We start from the raw sequence: 13,493 nt of genomic DNA on the forward strand, positions 1-13,493 counted from the left end.
CGAGGAATGTGCCCCGAACTCACACCTCGGCGGCGAACCTAGGCGCCGATGTCGCGCTGGCGCAACGCCAGCGCGGCGAAAGCGGCCAGCACCAGGGAGATCGCGTAGAACGTGACGATCGTCGTCACATTCGCCCCCGAACTCAGCGGGCTGTCGCCGAAAGCCCAGTAGTACGGGCTGAGGTTGTACAGCCAGTGCAGGCTCGCGCTTTGGTTGCCGAGCGCATTGAAAACATAGCCGAGCACCGCCACCCCGGCACCGCTCGCGATGCCGCCGATGCGCCGCCCGGTGAGCGCACCGCCGAGCAGCGCAACGGATGCCGTCAGGAGCGACACCCCGCCGAACAACAGGCTCGTACCGAGCAGGTTCCCCACCTCGATCTGCAGCTCCGCGGAATCGTTGAGCAAGAGAACGACCGCGAACAGCAACGCGGAGAGTGCGAGGATTTTCACCGCGATGGCGCAGAACCGGGCCACCGCCACCTGCACTCGGGTGACCGCGTGCGCCAGGGTGAGCTCGAGCCGCCCCGATTCTTCATCGCCACCGAGCGCGGCGGCACCCCAACCGGTTGCCGCTATGGTCAGCAGCACAAACCCGAGCAGGCCGAACAGGGTGGCCTGGGCGTACCCGGCACCCGTGCCGATCTGGTCGTAGTTGAGGGTTTTGATCAGCTCCGGCGGCAGCTGGTCGATGAGCGCCTGCATGCCCGATGCGCCGCGCATGCTCGGGTAAATCGGCAGGTACAGAAACGCGGCGGCAGCCAGGCCGATGCCCCAACCGACCAGTCCGCGCCAGGAATCGGTGAACACCTTGCCGAACAGGGGCAGCGGCGCGCGGCGCACGTTCAGCGCACGGTCTTGCACGATGCTCACTGCGGCACCAAGGCGGGAGTCGAGTACAGTTTCAACACGGATTCCTCCAGGTCGGGTTCTTCCAACACCAGGTCCCGCAGCTGCAGGACCGAAATGGCTTGAACGAACGACGCGATCTCGCCGCTCAGAGTCGCGACGGCTTCGGCATCATTGGTCGGTGTCAGGGAACAATTGAGGGTCGTCACTCCCTCAAGCCCGCCGAGAAGCGCGGCCAGATCAGTCGGCCGAACACCGCTGGCCACCAGGCGCAGGTGCCGCACTGCGGTGCTGCGCAGTTCCTCCACGCTGTTGATCGTGACGATCCGGCCGTCCCGCAGAATGGCCACCTCGTCGGCGGCCTGCTGAATTTCACTGATCACGTGGGACGACAGAAACACGGTCTGACCGCGGTCGCGAGCCTCGCGTATCATCTTCAAAAATTCCTGCTGCATGAGCGGGTCGAGGCCACTCGTGGGTTCGTCGAGCACGAGCAGCTCCGGCCGGTGCATGAACGCCTGCACGATGCCGAGTTTCTGCTTGTTGCCCTTTGACAACTTGCGCACCGGACGGTCAAGGTCGAGCCCCAGCCGCTCGGCCAACTCCTGCACGTGGCCGGCCGGTACCGGCCCCGAGATGTCGGCGTAGTGGGCCAGCAGTCTTCGACCGCTCGTGCGCCCCTCCAGAATCAACTCACCGGGCAGGTAGCCGATACGCCTCCGCAACTGCGGGCCCGCATTCCGCGAGGGGGTGCCGAGCACCGTGGCTTGGCCGCCGGAAGGGCGAATGATGTCGAGGAGCGCCCGCATGATCGTGGTCTTGCCAGCACCGTTTGGCCCGATCACCCCGAATACCGTGCCGCGGGCAACTTGAAAGGTCACGCCGTTCAGTGCGCGGTTGTGGCCGAACTGCTTCACCAGGTCGACCACGTCGATGGCAGCGTCCGGCGTGTGGCCGGGGCCGCGAACGTCGGTGGTTTGGGTGATTGCAACATGACTCATGACGGCTCCTTGGCTGTGGCTGCGATTTTAGTCCTCGCGTGCACACCAGCCGGTGTCCAAGGGGGTGTTTAATGGTCTGAATGACCGAAATCACGCCAGCGGATGCGCCGCTCCCCGCCTCCGACGCGATCCAGGGCCCCGACGGCCTGGCACGGCCGCGCTGGGCCTCGGTTGATCCGATGCTGCGCGACTACTACGACACCGAGTGGGGCGTTCCGGTTCGGGAGGAACACGCCCTGTTCGAGCGCATCAGTCTCGAGGCGTTCCAGTCCGGATTGTCCTGGGCCATCATCCTGCGGAAGCGTCCCGGATTTCGGGCGGCATTCGCCGACTTCGACCCCGACCGGGTCGCCGCCTTCGACGAGAACGATGTGGCCCGACTGCTGGACGACGAGAAGATCGTACGCAACCGCCTGAAGGTGCGCGCCACGATCACCAACGCGCGGGCCACCGTCGCCCTGCGGGAGCACGGCGGACTGGTCGACTTCGTCTGGTCGTTCCAACCCGACGACACTCCCCGGCCCAAGACGCAGGCCGACGTGCCGACGAGCTCCGCCGCATCCGCTGCGCTGTCGAAAGCCCTCAAGAAGGTTGGTTTCGTCTTCGTCGGCCCGACCACCATGTTCGCGCTCATGGAGGCGATCGGCATTATCGATACCCACCTGCTCGACAGTCATCGTCGCGGCAGCAGCGGGGTGTGGGGCTAGGCTGGGCAAAACTGAATATCGGGCTATATGCACGATGCGGGAGAGTTCGACGCGACAGCGCACGGACACCGAAGGAGCAATCCTCCCCGACAATCTCTCAGGTACTCGTACCGCATCGAACTGGCCACTCTGAAAAGAAGACCGGGCGCGCTTGCCGGTCTCGCCCACGGTGAAAGTCAGTGCTCACGCGCTGGTGAAGCTCTCAGGCACGAGCGACAGAGGGGGAGTTCCCACGCGGCTCAATCGAGCCGCGCACACGCGGCCTGTTCGGCCCTGTCACCCGGAGAACTCATGACCTCGGCCGATTCCACTACCCCAGCCTCCAGCACCGAACGGTTCTCGCCCCTGCACCAGGCACACGTCGATGCCGGCGCGAGCTTCACCGATTTCGCCGGCTGGCAGATGCCGGTGCGCTATTCGAGCGACCTCGCCGAGCATCACGCCGTGCGCAACCAGGCCGGTCTGTTCGACCTCTCGCACATGGCCGAGATCCTGGTCGACGGCCCGGATGCCGGTGCCTACCTTGACTATGCGCTCGCCGGCAAGCTCTCCGTCATCGAGCTCTGGCAGGCCAAATACAGCCTGCTCCTGAACGAGAACGGCGGCATCATCGACGACCTCGTCGTTTACCGCCTCGACGAAACCCGGTTCCTCGTCGTCGCGAACGCCGGCAACCGGTTCGCCGCCTTCGATGCGCTGCTCGCGCGCGCCGTCGACTTCGATGTCGCTGTCATCGACCAGAGCGACGACTACGCGCTCATCGCAGTGCAGGGCCCGAACGCCCTCGCCATTCTCGACGCTACCGCGGGCGTGACCGACCTGGGTTATGACCTGCGCTTCATGAAGTACTACCGCATCACGGATGCCCTCTTCCGCGGCCACACCCTGCTGGTCGCCCGCACCGGGTACACCGGCGAAGACGGATTCGAGCTCTACCTCGCGGCCGAGCACGCCCGCGAACTCTGGGATGCACTGATGAGTGCCGGCGACGAACACGGGCTGGTTCCCGCCGGGTTGGCCAGCCGCGACACCCTCCGGCTCGAAGCCGGCATGCCGCTCTACGGCCACGAACTCACCCTCACCACCTTCCCGGCCCAGGCCGGCCTCGGCAAGGTGGTCAACCTGAACAAGGAAAACGACTTCGTGGGTCGGGCCGCGAGCGTTGCGGGGCCGGCAGCGGGGGCATCCGTTTTGGTGGGTCTGATCGCCGCCGGCAAACGAGCTGGGCGGGCCGACTATGCCATCTTCCGCAGCCTTGACGCTGAAACCGCCGACGGCGTGATCACGAGCGGCGCCCTCTCGCCGACCCTCGGCTACCCGATTGCTATGGCCTACGTCACCCCCGACCTGGCCCGCCTCGGCACCGAGGTGTACGTCGACGTGCGGGGCACCCGCCTTCCCGCGACCGTCACGTCTCTCCCCTTCTATAAGCGTGTCAAGTAGTCCCGTTCTTCCTCTGAAATCCGTGCAACCTGCGAAAGGCAACACCATGACAGACACATCAACGCTCCAGTACACCGCTGAACATGAATGGGTCCTGGTCGAGGGCAGCATCGCGACCGTCGGCATCACCGCCTACGCCGCTGAGAAGCTCGGCGACGTCGTCTTCGTCGAACTGCCCGAGGTGGGCAGCACGGTCACCGGCGGCACGGTCGTCGGCGAGATCGAATCGACCAAGTCGGTCGGCGAGCTGTTCGCTCCGGTCAACGGCACCGTCACGGCCACCAACGACCAGGTGATCGAGAGCCCCGAACTGGTCAACAGTGACCCGTTCGGCGCGGGCTGGCTGATCAAGGTCGAGTTCGAAGCCCTACCCACCCTGCTCACCTTTGCCGAGTATTCCGCCCTGATCGGGGAGTGACGCTCACTATGACTCAGGCTTTCGCGCAGCGTCACATCGGAACCGATGACGACTCCCAGTCCCATATGCTCACGATTCTCGGCTACGAGTCGGTGGACGATCTCGTCTCCGCCGCCATGCCCGCGTCGATCCACGCCGACCTGTTCCGGCAGGACGGCGACAGCGCCCTGCCGCCCGCCGCGACCGAGAACGAGGCCGTCGCCGAACTGCGCGCCCTCGCCGGCCGCAACACGGTCAAACGCTCGATGATCGGCCAGGGCTACTACGACACGTTCACGCCCGCCGTGATCAAGCGCAACGTGTTCGAGAACCCCAGCTGGTACACCGCGTACACCCCATATCAGCCCGAGATCTCGCAGGGGCGGCTGGAAGCGCTGATCAACTTTCAGACCATGATCGCCGATCTCACCGGGCTGACCACGGCCAACGCGTCGATGCTCGACGAGTCCACGGCAGTGGTTGAGGGCATGCTGCTCGCCCTGCGCGCGTCGAAGTCGGGTTCGCGCCGGTTCATCGTCGACGCGGATGCCTTCTCCCAGACCCACGCGCTGCTCACCAACCGCGCCGCCGCGCTCGGCATCGAACTCGCTCCGGTGGCCCTGACCGAGCAGACCACGGCCGATGATCTCGGCGACTATTTCGGTATCTTCGTGCAGTATCCGTCCGGCTCCGGTCGCATCTGGAACCCGCAGAACGTGATTGATCTCGCCCACGAACACAAGGCGCTCGCCGTCGTGGCCGCCGACCTGCTCGCCCTCACGCTGCTGAAGTCGCCCGGCGACCTCGGCGCCGATGTCGCCGTCGGCACCAGCCAACGTTTCGGCGTGCCGATGGGCTTCGGCGGACCGCACGCGGGCTACATGGCCGTACGCAAGGGCCTCGAACGCCAACTGCCCGGCCGCTTGGTCGGCGTGAGCGTCGACGCGGCGGGACACCCGGCCTACCGCCTGGCCCTGCAGGTGCGCGAGCAGCACATTCGCCGCGACAAGGCCACCTCCAACATCTGCACCGCCCAGGTACTGCTCGCCGTCATGGCCGGCATGTACGCGGTCTACCACGGGCCCGAGGGCCTGAAAAAGATCGCGACCCGGGTGCACGAGCGGGCCGGAGCGCTCGTCGCCGCCCTGCGCGCGATCGACGTCGACGTGCGGAGCGACGCGTTCTTCGACACGATCCAGATCAACGTGCCGGCCGGCGCCGACGAAGTCGTCGCGAAGGCCGCCGCAAGCGGCTACAACCTGCACCAGATCGATGCGAACACCATCAGCGTGTCGGTCGATGAGACCACCACTCTTGCCGACCTCTCGTACATCGTCGGAGCGTTCGGTGGCCGCGACGCGTTCGGCCACGTCGACTTCGACGCCGTGCAGCACGGACTGCCGGGCGACCTCGACCGTGAGAGTGAGTTCCTCACCCACCCGGTGTTCAACACGCACCGTTCCGAGACCAGCATGATGCGCTACCTCAAGCGCCTCGCCGATTACGACTACGCGCTCGACCGCGGCATGATCCCGCTCGGCTCCTGCACCATGAAACTCAACGCGGCCAGCGAGATGGAGGCCGTCAGCTGGCCCGAATTCGCCGGAATCCACCCCTTCGCCCCCAAAGCGGATGTTGAGGGTTACCTGCACCTCGTGCGCCAGCTGGAAACCTGGCTGACCGACGTCACCGGGTACGACTCCGTCTCGCTTCAGCCGAACGCCGGCAGTCAGGGCGAACTGGCCGGGCTGCTCGCCATCCGCGGCTACCACCAGTCCAATGGGGAGAGTGCCCGCACGGTCTGCCTGATCCCGTCGAGCGCACACGGCACCAACGCGGCATCCGCTGCCCTGGCCGGCATGCGCGTCGTGGTCGTGGCCTGCGACGAACTCGGCAACGTCGACCTGGCCGACCTGCACGCCAAGATCGCCGAGCACGCCGCCGATCTGGCCGCGCTCATGATCACCTACCCGTCCACCCACGGTGTCTACGAGCACGAGGTCGCCACCATCTGTGCGGCCGTGCACGACGCCGGCGGCCAGGTCTACGTCGACGGCGCCAACCTCAACGCCCTGCTCGGATTCGCCCGCTACGGCGATTTCGGCGGCGACGTCTCGCACCTCAACCTGCACAAGACTTTCTGCATCCCGCACGGCGGCGGCGGGCCGGGCGTCGGTCCGGTCGCGGCCAAGGCGCACCTCGCGGCGTTCCTGCCGGGGCATCCGCTCGCTCAGAGTGACGAGCACTACCTGCTCGGCAGCGGGGGAGCCACCGCCAACGTCGTGCACGCCGGCGGACCGGTGTCGGCCGCGCCCTACGGCAGCCCGAGCATTCTGCCCATCTCCTGGGCCTACGTGCGCATGATGGGGATCGACGGCCTCAAACAGGCCACTGGCGCCGCCGTGCTCGCCGCCAACTACGTCGCCAAACGCCTCGAGAACAGTTACCCGCTGCTCTATTCGGGTGAGAACGGCCTGGTCGCGCACGAGTGCATCCTCGACCTGCGACCGCTCACGGCGGCCACGGGCGTGACCGTCGACGACGTCGCCAAACGCCTCGTCGACTACGGTTTTCACTCCCCGACCATGAGCTTTCCGGTGGCCGGAACGCTCATGGTCGAACCCACCGAGAGTGAGGATCTCGGCGAAATCGACCGCTTCTGCGACGCCATGATCGCGATCAAGGCTGAAGCGGATGCCGTCGCCGCCGGCCGCTGGCCCGCCGACGACAACCCGCTGCACAACGCCCCGCACACGGCGCAGTCGGTGATCGAGGGGGAGTGGGAGCATCCGTATGACCGGGCGACCGCGGTGTATCCGCTCGCCTCGCTTGTGCGGAACAAATACTGGCCGCCGGTGCGTCGCATCGACAACGCCTACGGCGACCGCAACCTGGTCTGCGCCTGCCCGCCGCCCGAAGCGTTCGAGTAGGCGCTCATCGTGCACCCGCCCGGCGGCGGGTGTGCGCGCATTCTCGGTAGGCTGGGCAGGAGCACACGGGGGAGCGCATGATGACGAGTGAGTCGTTGGGGGCGGGCACGTCGGTACCGCGTGTTCTGTTGACTGCTGACGAGTTGCACCTCGTGCAGGACCACGTGCCCTCCCTGCAGTTGCCGCCGCGGTTCCGTCAGGACTGGACCAGCGATCTGGGCCCGGCTGAGGCCGCAGACCGGGAACAGGCGGCGCTCGCCGGCCTGGTCGCTAAGGGCCTCGTCGCAGCGGATGTCCCGCGCGGCCCGATTCCCGCGAATCTGAGCGACTGGCTGCTTGAGTCGTTCCTGGTTTTTCTGTCGCTGCACATGGTTCCGGCTTGGGTGTTCGAGGTGTCCGCGTGGACCCGAGAGTCGACGCTCCTGCTGGTCGCTTCGGCGCGGGGCGGGTTCGGCTCGACACTGGCGCGGGCCCAGAACGTCGAGATCGCCAACGGGCGTGGATCGACCGGTGACCTGGCTGGCCTCGAGTTCGCGGTCGTGCCGTTTTCGCACCTGGCCGACAAACTGGCCTTGGCGATCCCGTCCGGTGGGGAGGCGGGCGGTAACGGGCCGCTGGTGACGATGTCCCTCACGGACAGCCGTGGCGGCATCGAGGTTCTCCGTGCCAATGACTCGCTGCTGAAGGAGGAACTGTCCCGCCGAATCGGCGGCCCCGATGCTGTGCGGGCGCTTTCGGGCCTCGCCGGTGATCTCGACGCGGGATTCGAGTTGCGGCTCTCGCGGCAGGATGGAATTCCGGTTCGGGTGCTGAACTATGTGCGTGGCGCCGCCGGCTGGCGCAGTGTGCACGTAAGGCTTCCGGCCGGATCCGACGGCCTGCCGACGGCAGAACAGGTGGTCGATTCGGGAACCATCACGATTGCCGCCGTGACGCACGCCGCTATTCAGGCGGAAGTCGCCTCCCTCTGTGCAGAAATCACTGTTACGGAGATGGCCCATGAGTGACTTCACGGTCAGCGGCGGCACCAATACCTCCCCCCTTGTTGCGACCTTCGAGGACATGCGCACATTCTCGACCCAGCTCGGCCTGGTGCAGGAGTATCTCGCCACCGAGAGCCTGCAGATCGCGGCCGTGGCGGCCGGCGGTGACCTCCTCGAATCGGCGATCCTCTCGCCCGCCACCTTCGCGGACGCTGAGACCAAGATCCTGCAGGCCGCAGCCGTGTACCTCGTGCAGACTGCCAGGGTGGCGGTGCTGCAACTCTTCATCGACGGCGCCGTCGTCACCTATGAGACGGTGGATTCCGCACTGGCCACGGCCGCAGATGGCCTCTACTTCGTGGGCGGGTTCGCGGTTGGCGTTGTCGTCGTTGCCGGGGCGACGGTCGTGGCCGGTGGGGCAGCGCTCTACGCGGCCGGTGTCGCGGTGGGCTATCAGGTCGCGGAAGTGACTGATTCGGCGGGGGCCGCCGTGGAAGCGATCGGCGACCAGGTGCAGCAGAATCCGTGGCTCCTCGCCACCGTGCTGGTGCCGGGCGATGTGGGGGCGCTCATGTTGCCCGGAGCGAGCGCTTTTGCGTCGGCCTATTCACCAGCGGATGCCGCCGCCGCAGCCAACCGGCGGCTCGCGGACGAGTTCGCGGCCCTGCTCGTAAGCGCCCCGGATGCGGACGCGATCCAGGCCTGGGCGCGCGAGCACACCGACCTGGTGCAGACGATCATCAACTTCGCCCCCGGACTCCTCGCTGGAGCGACCTTCGCCCTCGGCCCAGTGGCCATCGTCGGAACGACTTCCCTCACCGGCGCACCCTGGCCGCCGCTCGACTACGACCAGCTCCTGGAAGGCATCATCGCCGGCGGCGGGCGCTTCGGCGTCTTCGACGACGCGACCGGCCAGCCGACCGTCGCTCCCATCCCCTCGGAATCATTTACGAACGAGGCGGGAGAGATCATCGCGCAGATCGCGCCAACCGACCTATCGACGCTCTTTTTGGGTGCCCAAGAAATCGACGCCAACGGTGATCCCAATGGGGATTCCACTGGCGACTTCTCTGACATTCGGCTGGTGGAACGCGTTGCAGTCGATGGAGTGAAGCACTGGATTGTCCAGATTCCCAGCACCCAGAACTGGGGGCTGGCACCCGGCATCGCCACGAACGACCTACCGAGCGACCTGGCGTCGATGGCGCAGCATCAAACCGTACTCATGGCGGCCGTCAAGCAAGCCATGGAGGATGCGGGTGTGACATCGCACGATCCGGTCATGTTTGCCGGTTTCAGCCTCGGCGGAATCACCGCAGGCCTGATGAGCCAGGACCCCTGGATGAACCAGCACTACAACATCACGAATGTCGTCACCGCCGGTGCATCGATCGGTAACTTCGACATTCCCTCTGACGTCAACGTGCTCTCCTTCGAACACACCGGCGATCTAGTGCCGGCCGGGGACGGGTCAGACAATCCCGCCACGACCAACCAGGTCACCGTGCACGCCGACGCCCCAATGATGGGCGACAACGCGGAACCCCACAACGCGGTCAAGTACGCGGTGACGGCGGGAGAATTTCAAGGTTCGGGCGATCCGAATGCCGGCACGTTCACCACGTCCGCGCAGGGCTTTTTCACGGGAGGCGACGTGACCGTGCATGACTACAAAGCAACACGATGAGGACGCAAACATGAACTTGAGCCGCCGTTCGTTAGTGATGCTGAGCGCAGTCGTGACCGTGGCCGTTGCAGCGGTACTAACCGCCTGCGCATCGCAGAGTGAAAGGGTGCCTCCGACGCCCGCAGCGACGACCTCTGAATCCGGTCGGGGATCGGCCATTAGCCGCGACGATGCTGCGGGGCTCCTCAATGCGGTTCCCGGCCTGACGGACGCCGATATCGGTTCTCATATCTCCGGCTTGTCCACAGAGATCGTCATGGAGGTTTCCGTTGACGACGCGTCCGCGATCACTGCCCCCGGGGTTCTCGATTACGTGCTGCGGGTCGGGTGGGCGACGGCGCTAGCCCAGGAGCCGTCACAACTCAGCCTGACCGTCTGGAACCACGGAACCCGGCTAGATCTCCAAGACCAGGCGAACGTGATATCCGGAGTCGACAGCCCGGCGTTCCCGCTCTTGTACAGTGTGTACCTCGATGGTCCGGAGTATTTGGGTTCGTGGCCGGGCGCGGTTCCCGCCCTGCCGGTAGGTTGAGTTCGGGTAGGAGTCGGCACCTGACAGGGCGACACCGGAACCGGACGACTGGGCTGCCTGCCTGCCTGCCTGCCTGCCTGCCCGCTCGGCGGGCTGAGCCCTGCCCCGCGTCGTTCCAGCATCGCCTTCCTGCGCGTTGCGGTGTGTGATTGACCGCTTGGTGATCTGGATCTAGGCCGGGGCGAGCAGGCCCGGCCACCAGGCCAGCGCGAGCGGGTAGCCGACGAACGAGAGAATGTCGAGCAGCCAGTGCGTCACCACGAGCGGCATGGTGCGGCCCCAGCGGTGGTAGCACCAGCCGAACACCACGCCCATGGCCACGTTGCCGAAAAAGGGGCCCACTCCCTGGTAGAGGTGGTAGCTGCCGCGCAGCACGGCCGAGCTCAGGATGATGGTCCAGGTCCACCACCCGAGCTCGCGCAGCCGGGTGAACAGGTAGCCCACCACGATGAGCTCTTCGAGCAGCGCAGCCTTCAGCGCGGCGAACACGAGGATCGGCATGGTCCACCAAAAGGTATCGAGCGGCGAGGGCACGACGGCCACGGTGAAACCGAGTGCCCGTCCGGCGAGGTAGAGCGCGAGTCCCGGAATGCCGATCACGAGCAACAGCCCGAATCCGCCGAGCAGGTCTCGCCCGGGCCGAGTCAGGTCGAAGCCGAGCCGGGTGAACGGGTTCTGCCCGGGCCGCCAGAGCAGAAACAACACCAGGGCCACCGCTGCTAGCCCGAAGGCGATACCCAGAAACTGGTAGGTGAAGTCGAGCCACTCCCGCGGCGATTGCGACCCGTTCAGCGTCGCCGACTGCTCGGCGAGCGGTGTCGTGTCGGTCAGCCGAGCCACGATCGACACGATCGAGTAAACGGCCGACGCCCCGAGAGACAGGGCGAGCACGATGCCGATCTCCCAGAAAGTACGGGTGCGGTCAAGCCCCGAAAGGCGCAGAACGGATGCTGGCGGCATGGCTCTATCCTGCCAGTGCGGCCACACATTGCCGGTACCTGCGCGGCCGAAGCCACGGCCGATACGAAGTGGATCAGCGCTCCCCCACAGGACTACCCCCAAGCAACATATGTGCAGTTCAGCCCTGCCCAGCGCTCATTAGTTGCGGTAAACATTGCGCGCATGTAACAGTTCACCCGGATGTGCCCATTATGGGAAAAATTCAAACTAGGGTCGTAACAACCCCCCAATCTTGTGTCGGTAGCTCGCGGCCAGAATTGGATTGACTCGACGGGCGTGTGACACGGTCAAGAGCTGTGTCAGACGCTCTTTTGCGCACTGGAGGAAAATTGAAAATCAGGAGAATGGGCATTGTCGCCATCGCTCTCGCGTCGACCGGAGCCCTCGCGCTCTCGGGTTGCGCTGGCGGCACGACATCCGCTGAGGGCGGCTCGATCATCACGACGAACGGCACCGAGCCGCAGATGTCGCTGATCCCGACCAACACCACCGAGGTGGGTGGCGGAAAGATCATCACGTCGATCTTCGCCGGGCTGGTCTCCTACTCTGCGACGGGTGAGATCGAAGACGAGGTCGCCGAGTCGATCGAGTCAGAGGACGGCATCAACTGGACCGTCACCCTCCAGGACGACTGGACCTTCACCAACGACGAGCCGGTCACGGCCTCCTCCTTCGTCGACGCCTGGAACTACGGCGCGCTGGTCACCAATGCCCAGGGCTCGTCCGGCTTCTTCGACAACATCGCCGGCTACTCCGACGTCTCCAACACCAAGGACGACCCGACCGGAGCCACCGATGAATCCGGTGCGGTCCTGCAGATCCCCGACCCCCTCGCCGAAACCATGTCGGGCTTGACGGTCGTCGACGACACCACGTTCACCGTTCAGCTTTCCGGTGCAGAAGCCGACTGGCCCCTCCGCCTCGGCTACTCGGCTTACTCCCCGCTGCCGACCGTGGCGTTCGAGGACATGGATGCCTTCGGTGAAAACCCGATCGGGAACGGCCCCTACGAGCTCGCCGGCGACGACGCCTGGCAGCACGACGTGCAGATCGACCTCGTCACGAACCCGGACTACTCGGGGGTGCGCACTCCCGCCAACGATGGATTGACCATCGTCTTCTTCGCCTCGTTCGATGCCGGCTATGCGGCCGTGCAGGGCGGCGACCTTGACGTACTCGACCAGATTCCCGAGTCTGCCCTCGCGAGCTACGAGTCCGACTTTCCGGACTCCTTCGTGAACGAGCCGGCGGCGGTCTTCCAATCCTTCAACATGCCCTACTATCTCGAGCACTGGTCGGGCGATGAGGGCAAGCTGCGTCGCGCAGCTCTCTCCATGGCCATCGACCGTGCCGAGATCACCGATGTCGTGTTCCAGGGCACCCGCACCCCGGCCACCGACTTCACCTCCCCGGTGATCGACGGCTACTCCGATTCCCTCGAGGGTTCCGAAGTTCTCGAGTACAACCCCGAAGAAGCCGTAGCCCTCTGGGCCGAGGCGGATGCCATCTCGCCGTACACCGGCACCTTCGACATCGCCTACAACTCCGACGGACCGCACCAGGTCTGGGTCGATGCCGTCGTCAACAGCGTCAAGAACACGCTCGGCATCGACGCGGTCGGCAAGCCGTACCCGACCTTCGCGGCCGCAGTCGATGACCGCGAAGCCTCGGCTCTGACCGGCGGCACTCGCGCCGGTTGGCAGGCCGACTACCCCTCGCTGTACAACTTCCTCGCGCCGCTCTACCAGACCGGTGCCGGCTCGAACTACGAAGGCTACAGCAGCGAAGATTTCGACACGCTCCTCAAGGAAGGCGCCGCGGCGTCCAGTGTTGAAGACGCCACCGCCAAGTACGTCCAGGCTCAGGAAGTTCTGCTGCAGGACCTCCCGACCATCCCGCTGTGGTACCAGAACACCTCCGGTGTCTGGTCGGACACCGTGAGCAACGTCGAGTTCGGCTGGGATTCCGTGCCGCTCTACAGCGCGATCACCAAGAACTAACCGTT

General features: G+C 65.7%; 11 protein-coding genes and 2 riboswitches. Of the genes, 8 read left to right on the forward strand and 3 right to left on the reverse strand.

What is annotated here, in order from left to right; translation table 11 throughout:
- Nucleotides 1–38 precede the first annotated feature (38 nt).
- Both BMW72_RS06005 and BMW72_RS06010 read right to left on the reverse strand, forming a co-directional pair.
- Nucleotides 39–872 carry an ABC transporter permease subunit gene (locus BMW72_RS06005; RefSeq protein ID WP_241983891.1) on the reverse strand — a complete coding sequence of 278 codons (834 nt, stop codon included), beginning with the start codon at nucleotides 870–872 and terminating at the stop codon, nucleotides 39–41.
- Nucleotides 869–1,849 (reverse strand): ABC transporter ATP-binding protein, encoded by a 981-nt coding sequence (locus BMW72_RS06010; RefSeq protein ID WP_092108298.1) that lies wholly within the window; start codon nucleotides 1,847–1,849, stop codon nucleotides 869–871. The genes BMW72_RS06005 and BMW72_RS06010 overlap by 4 nt, the downstream gene beginning before the upstream one ends.
- Nucleotides 1,850–1,929: 80 nt before the next feature.
- On the opposite strand from BMW72_RS06010, the gene BMW72_RS06015 reads away from it, so the two are divergent.
- The 7 genes from BMW72_RS06015 to BMW72_RS06045 all read left to right on the forward strand — a co-directional run bounded on the left by BMW72_RS06015 (nucleotide 1,930) and on the right by BMW72_RS06045 (nucleotide 10,528).
- On the forward strand, nucleotides 1,930–2,556 hold the full coding sequence (locus tag BMW72_RS06015) for a DNA-3-methyladenine glycosylase I (RefSeq protein WP_092108300.1): 627 nt from the start codon (nucleotides 1,930–1,932) through the stop codon (nucleotides 2,554–2,556).
- Nucleotides 2,557–2,583: 27 nt separating this feature from the next.
- Nucleotides 2,584–2,679, forward strand: a riboswitch (glycine riboswitch).
- Nucleotide 2,680: 1 nt separating this feature from the next.
- Nucleotides 2,681–2,782, forward strand: a riboswitch (glycine riboswitch).
- Between the two features lie 65 nt (nucleotides 2,783–2,847).
- The gene (gene gcvT / locus BMW72_RS06020) at nucleotides 2,848–3,999 is read left to right on the forward strand and encodes a glycine cleavage system aminomethyltransferase GcvT (protein ID WP_092108302.1); all 1,152 of its coding nucleotides are present in this window, start codon (nucleotides 2,848–2,850) and stop codon (nucleotides 3,997–3,999) included.
- Between the two features lie 46 nt (nucleotides 4,000–4,045).
- Nucleotides 4,046–4,417 carry a glycine cleavage system protein GcvH gene (gcvH, locus tag BMW72_RS06025; RefSeq protein ID WP_092108304.1) on the forward strand — a complete coding sequence of 124 codons (372 nt, stop codon included), beginning with the start codon at nucleotides 4,046–4,048 and terminating at the stop codon, nucleotides 4,415–4,417.
- Between the two features lie 8 nt (nucleotides 4,418–4,425).
- On the forward strand, nucleotides 4,426–7,326 hold the full coding sequence (gene gcvP / locus BMW72_RS06030) for an aminomethyl-transferring glycine dehydrogenase (protein ID WP_092108306.1): 2,901 nt from the start codon (nucleotides 4,426–4,428) through the stop codon (nucleotides 7,324–7,326).
- 128 nt (nucleotides 7,327–7,454) lie between these two features.
- On the forward strand, nucleotides 7,455–8,333 hold the full coding sequence (locus BMW72_RS06035) for a hypothetical protein (RefSeq protein ID WP_134450361.1): 879 nt from the start codon (nucleotides 7,455–7,457) through the stop codon (nucleotides 8,331–8,333).
- Nucleotides 8,326–9,996 (forward strand): hypothetical protein, encoded by a 1,671-nt coding sequence (locus BMW72_RS06040; RefSeq protein ID WP_092108310.1) that lies wholly within the window; start codon nucleotides 8,326–8,328, stop codon nucleotides 9,994–9,996. Before BMW72_RS06035 ends, BMW72_RS06040 begins: the two co-directional genes overlap by 8 nt.
- 10 nt (nucleotides 9,997–10,006) lie before the next feature.
- Entirely contained in the window at nucleotides 10,007–10,528 is a 522-nt protein-coding gene (locus BMW72_RS06045) for a hypothetical protein (protein ID WP_092108312.1), read from the forward strand.
- A 171-nt stretch (nucleotides 10,529–10,699) separates the two neighbouring features.
- Here the strand turns inward: BMW72_RS06045 and BMW72_RS06050 are convergent, their stop codons facing one another.
- Entirely contained in the window at nucleotides 10,700–11,488 is a 789-nt protein-coding gene (locus BMW72_RS06050) for a CPBP family intramembrane glutamic endopeptidase (RefSeq protein WP_092108314.1), read from the reverse strand.
- Nucleotides 11,489–11,832: 344 nt separating this feature from the next.
- On the opposite strand from BMW72_RS06050, the gene BMW72_RS06055 reads away from it, so the two are divergent.
- On the forward strand, nucleotides 11,833–13,488 hold the full coding sequence (locus BMW72_RS06055) for a peptide ABC transporter substrate-binding protein (protein WP_241983892.1): 1,656 nt from the start codon (nucleotides 11,833–11,835) through the stop codon (nucleotides 13,486–13,488).
- Nucleotides 13,489–13,493: the final 5 nt, after the last annotated feature.

The sequence above is a fragment of the Cryobacterium luteum genome, from assembly GCF_900110125.1.
In the GTDB taxonomy this organism is placed as follows: Bacteria; Actinomycetota; Actinomycetes; order Actinomycetales; family Microbacteriaceae; genus Cryobacterium; species Cryobacterium luteum.

Excerpts from the sequence above, each read along its gene's own strand:
- BMW72_RS06055 (WP_241983892.1), top strand. The coding sequence starts at position 11,833 with ATGGGCATTGTCGCCATCGCTCTCGCGTCGACCGGAGCCCTCGCGCTC.
- gcvH (WP_092108304.1), top strand. The coding sequence starts at position 4,046 with ATGACAGACACATCAACGCTCCAGTACACCGCTGAACATGAATGGGTC.
- BMW72_RS06050 (WP_092108314.1), bottom strand. The coding sequence starts at position 11,488 with ATGCCGCCAGCATCCGTTCTGCGCCTTTCGGGGCTTGACCGCACCCGT.
- gcvT (WP_092108302.1), top strand. The coding sequence starts at position 2,848 with ATGACCTCGGCCGATTCCACTACCCCAGCCTCCAGCACCGAACGGTTC.
- gcvP (WP_092108306.1), top strand. The coding sequence starts at position 4,426 with ATGACTCAGGCTTTCGCGCAGCGTCACATCGGAACCGATGACGACTCC.
- BMW72_RS06040 (WP_092108310.1), top strand. The coding sequence starts at position 8,326 with ATGAGTGACTTCACGGTCAGCGGCGGCACCAATACCTCCCCCCTTGTT.
- BMW72_RS06010 (WP_092108298.1), bottom strand. The coding sequence starts at position 1,849 with ATGAGTCATGTTGCAATCACCCAAACCACCGACGTTCGCGGCCCCGGC.
- BMW72_RS06015 (WP_092108300.1), top strand. The coding sequence starts at position 1,930 with ATGACCGAAATCACGCCAGCGGATGCGCCGCTCCCCGCCTCCGACGCG.
- BMW72_RS06045 (WP_092108312.1), top strand. The coding sequence starts at position 10,007 with ATGAACTTGAGCCGCCGTTCGTTAGTGATGCTGAGCGCAGTCGTGACC.